This is a genomic window from Lysinibacillus sp. RC79 (genome assembly GCF_041262405.1).
Taxonomy (GTDB): Bacteria; Bacillota; Bacilli; order Bacillales_A; family Planococcaceae; genus Lysinibacillus.
In genome coordinates this window covers 1-4080 of sequence record NZ_JBGCCD010000063.1, presented here as the reverse complement: position 1 = coordinate 4080, position 4080 = coordinate 1, and the positions used below count along the sequence as shown (strand labels likewise).

Genomic DNA, 4080 nt, shown 5'->3' with positions numbered 1-4080 from the left:
AATTTAAATAAGCTGCCGCCTGCAAAATACAGACAGCAGCTTCAGAAAGTTGCCTAACCTTTTTTAAAATGTCCTTTACAAAGGGTACATATTATTTTTACGCGGACTCCTATTGCTATTGCAGGTACACGCAAGAGCATAAGCCCTAGTAGGAAGTGTTAGCGAAAACAGCCTCCTCTTAATTTAATCAAATAGTTTACTCTTCTCTCAGAGTAGACTGTTTTTTTGCATTTTTAGTAAAGTGTAATGGTAAAATGAAAAGAAAAAGGTAGTGATGATGTGGAACAAAAGCAAATGTTACAGCTCATTGCAAAAGATGTAGCTATTAAGCCAGGTCAAGCAGAGTCTGTTATTAAATTATTAGAAGAAGGAAACACCGTGCCATTCATTGCACGTTATCGTAAAGAAGCTACTGGGTCCCTTGATGAGGTGCAGATTAAAGCTGTAGAGGATCGTTATCACTACATACAGCAGCTTGAACAACGTAAAGAAGAGGTTATACGCTTAATTCATGAACAAGATAAACTAACACCTGAATTAGAACAAGCTATTCAAGCAGCAACTGTGTTACAGCGTGTAGAGGATTTATATCGACCTTATAAACAAAAACGCCGAACAAAGGCGACAATAGCGAAAGAAAAAGGGTTAGAACCTCTTGCGGATCTTCTATTAGAGTATCGTAGTGATGCCTTAGAACAATTAGCAATGGCTTTCATAGATGAGGAGAAAGTTACTAATGTAGAGGAGGCATTAGCTGGGGCTCGAGATATTTTGGCAGAGCGCTTTGCTGATGACGCGGCAATTCGTGAAAAAATACGTACGTATTCCTGGAAAGACGGAGTGCTCGTAACAAGTGTAAAGAATGCAGAGGCAGACGATAAAAACGTTTTCGAAATGTATTACGAATATGAAGAGCCTGTAAATCGAATAGTCCCACACCGTATTTTAGCTGTAAATCGTGGTGAGAAAGAGGAAATCTTAAAAGTGGCAATTCATGTACCAATAGATCGAGTACTGATGATTATGTGGAAGGAATGGATTCCTGCTACAGGTTCCTCTCCAGCAATTGCCGAAGTGAAGCTAGCGATAGAGGATTCGTACAAACGTCTAATTCAGCCTTCTATAGAACGAGAGTTACGAAATGAACTTACAGAAAAGGCAGAGGCACAGGCTATCCACATTTTCTCTGAGAATTTACGTAATCTTTTATTACAGCCTCCGATGAAAGGGAAGTTTGTATTAGGTGTTGATCCGGCGTACCGTACAGGCTGTAAGTTAGCTGTTGTAGATGAAACAGGGAAAATGCTAGAGGTTACAGCCATTTATCCACATCCTCCGAAACCAGATGTAGCAAAATCAAAAGCAATTGTGAAAAAGATCTTAGCAAAATACCCAATTACTATCATTGCCATTGGTAATGGAACGGCCTCACGCGAAACAGAGCAATTTATTGCAGATATATTGAATGAGCTTGAAACTGATACATCCTATGTTATTGTCAATGAAGCAGGGGCATCTGTTTATTCAGCGTCTGAAATTGCCCGTACAGAGTTTCCTGATTTACAGGTAGAACAGCGTAGTGCCGTTTCTATTGCGCGTCGTTTGCAAGATCCGTTGTCGGAGTTAGTAAAAATTGAGCCAAAAGCAGTTGGAGTAGGTCAGTATCAGCATGATGTCTCTCAAAAGAAATTGACTGAGTCTTTAACATTTATAGTAGAGACAGCTGTTAACCAAGTTGGTGTTGATGTTAATACAGCCTCATCTTCGCTACTGCAATACGTTTCTGGATTATCTAAAACGGTTGCGGAGAATATTGTGAAGGTGCGTGAGGAAAGTGGACAATTTACTACACGTGCTCAACTAAAGAAAATCCCACGACTTGGTGCCAAAACGTATGAACAAGCAATTGGTTTCTTACGTGTTCCAGGAGCAAAAAATGCATTTGACGCTACGGGCATTCACCCTGAAAGCTATAATGTAGCAGAGCGTATTTTAGAGGTAGTACAAATTGATAAAAAAGAGCTTGGGTCACAGAAGGCAGAGGAAGCGATTGCAAAACTAGATGTAGAGAAATTAAGTGAAGTTTTAGATATTGGAGTTGTCACAATACATGATATTGTGGATACATTAATGAAACCAAGTCGCGATCCACGTGATGCATTCCCTCAGCCTCTGCTGAAAACAGATGTATTAAAAATGGAAGATTTACAAGTTGGGATGGAATTGCAAGGTACAGTGAGAAACGTAGTTGATTTCGGAGCATTTGTAGATATTGGAGTGAAGCAGGACGGGCTTGTGCATATTTCTAAATTACAAAAAAGACGTATTAAACATCCATTAGAGGTTGTTGCTCTCGGTGACATTGTGACGGTTTGGGTAGAACAAATAGATGTCAATAAAGGGCGCATTTCATTAACAATGCTACCTCCTAAAGATCAAACTATCGAAGCGTAAGTGAAACTTTATCAGTGAGGGTTTTCTTCATCCCCACTGATTTGCGGGATAAATTTATACCACACTGTCTATACTACGCAGTGTGGTATTCTTGTTGTTAGAGGTGATATAGATTATGAACAATGAGGAACTACAAAATCTTGTTAGTCGAATATCATTAGAAAGTTTCCGGAAGCCATTTATGCATCAAGCATATTTTAATTCAAGGCTACGTTCGACAGGTGGGCGTTATCTTTTACAATCACACAATATTGAAGTTAATCCAAAAGCTTATGAATTGTATGGTATTAGTGAAGTTGAAGGGATCGTTCGACACGAATTATGTCATTATCATTTACATTTGGAAGGCAAGGGGTATCAGCATCGCGACAAAGATTTTCGAGAGCTATTAGTAAAAGTGAATGCTCCTCGTTTTTGCTCATTATTACAAACCCCTAAGACATCTCAAAAAAAGCGACGCCGACTTTATACATATACATGTGTAAAATGCCAACAATTATATGTAAGAAAAATTAGAATGAATGTGGGGAAATACTGCTGTAGCAAGTGTTTAGGACGTTTAAAACTAGTGGAATAAAAAAACTTAATAAAAAAGGTTGACGTTTACTGAAGATGTCCCTATAATAGTAAAAGTCGACAAGATAACGACGACAAAACATATGGATTATTCCGAAGTAGCTCAGTTGGTAGTAGCACCTGACTGTTAATCAGGTTGTCGCAGGTTCGAGTCCTGCCTTCGGAGCCATGGCCCCTTGGTCAAGTGGTTAAGACACCGCCCTTTCACGGCGGTAACACGGGTTCGAATCCCGTAGGGGTCATTTCATTAGTTTAATTCATAAAAATATAGTAACATTGGTCCCGTGGTGTAGCGGTTAACATGCCTGCCTGTCACGCAGGAGATCGCCGGTTCGATCCCGGTCGGGACCGCCACTTATTGGGGTATAGCCAAGCGGTAAGGCAACGGATTTTGATTCCGTCATGCCTAGGTTCGAATCCTAGTACCCCAGCCATTCATTTCTTAATAGGAGCCATTAGCTCAGTTGGTAGAGCATCTGACTTTTAATCAGAGGGTCGAAGGTTCGAGTCCTTCATGGCTCATCTTTTATAAGAAAAAAAGGTTGACTTCCTAGATTATCATAGTATAATAAGAAAGTTCCTAATTGAATGCGGTCGTGGCGGAATGGCAGACGCGCTAGGTTGAGGGCCTAGTGGGGGCAACCCCGTGGAGGTTCAAGTCCTCTCGGCCGCACCAAGTCAATTTATGAATATATACAATATGCGCCCGTAGCTCAATTGGATAGAGCGTCTGACTACGGATCAGAAGGTTATGGGTTCGACTCCTGTCGGGCGCGCCATTTTAAATAAATATTATTTATTTCGCGGGTGTAGTTTAATGGTAAAACCTCAGCCTTCCAAGCTGATGTCGTGAGTTCGATTCTCATCACCCGCTCCAAAAAACTTTTTTTAAAAAACTTGTTGACATTCAAATTTTTATGTCGTATGATATAAAAGTTGTCACTACAAGATAACAACATGAACCTTGAAAACTGAACAAGCAAAACGTAATCAATAAAGTTTTTAGTAGCTAACCTTGAGTTGGTGAACGAAACAAAATTTTGGACATCA

At 40.0% G+C, this 4080-nt stretch carries 2 protein-coding genes and 8 tRNA genes; all 10 read left to right on the top strand.

The window, feature by feature from the left end; genetic code table 11:
• Nucleotides 1–279 precede the first annotated feature (279 nt).
• Entirely contained in the window at nt 280–2454 is a 2175-nt protein-coding gene (locus ABH968_RS27615) for a Tex family protein (RefSeq protein ID WP_370049196.1), read from the top strand.
• A 115-nt stretch (nt 2455–2569) separates the two neighbouring features.
• Nucleotides 2570–3031, top strand: coding sequence for a SprT family protein (locus tag ABH968_RS27610; RefSeq protein WP_370049195.1), 462 nt, complete (start codon nt 2570–2572; stop codon nt 3029–3031).
• A gap of 91 nt (nt 3032–3122) precedes the next feature.
• Nucleotides 3123–3199, top strand: a tRNA-Asn gene (locus ABH968_RS27605).
• Between the two features lies 1 nt (nt 3200).
• Nucleotides 3201–3272: transfer RNA gene (locus ABH968_RS27600), tRNA-Glu, on the top strand.
• Nucleotides 3273–3308: 36 nt separating this feature from the next.
• Nucleotides 3309–3384 (top strand) — tRNA-Asp (locus ABH968_RS27595).
• Nucleotides 3385–3389: 5 nt separating this feature from the next.
• Nucleotides 3390–3464: transfer RNA gene (locus ABH968_RS27590), tRNA-Gln, on the top strand.
• A gap of 15 nt (nt 3465–3479) precedes the next feature.
• Nucleotides 3480–3552, top strand: a tRNA-Lys gene (locus tag ABH968_RS27585).
• Between the two features lie 68 nt (nt 3553–3620).
• Nucleotides 3621–3706, top strand: a tRNA-Leu gene (locus ABH968_RS27580).
• A 26-nt stretch (nt 3707–3732) separates the two neighbouring features.
• Nucleotides 3733–3809 (top strand) — tRNA-Arg (locus ABH968_RS27575).
• Between the two features lie 24 nt (nt 3810–3833).
• A tRNA-Gly gene (locus tag ABH968_RS27570) sits at nt 3834–3907 on the top strand.
• The last annotated feature ends 173 nt before the right edge of the window (nt 3908–4080 follow it).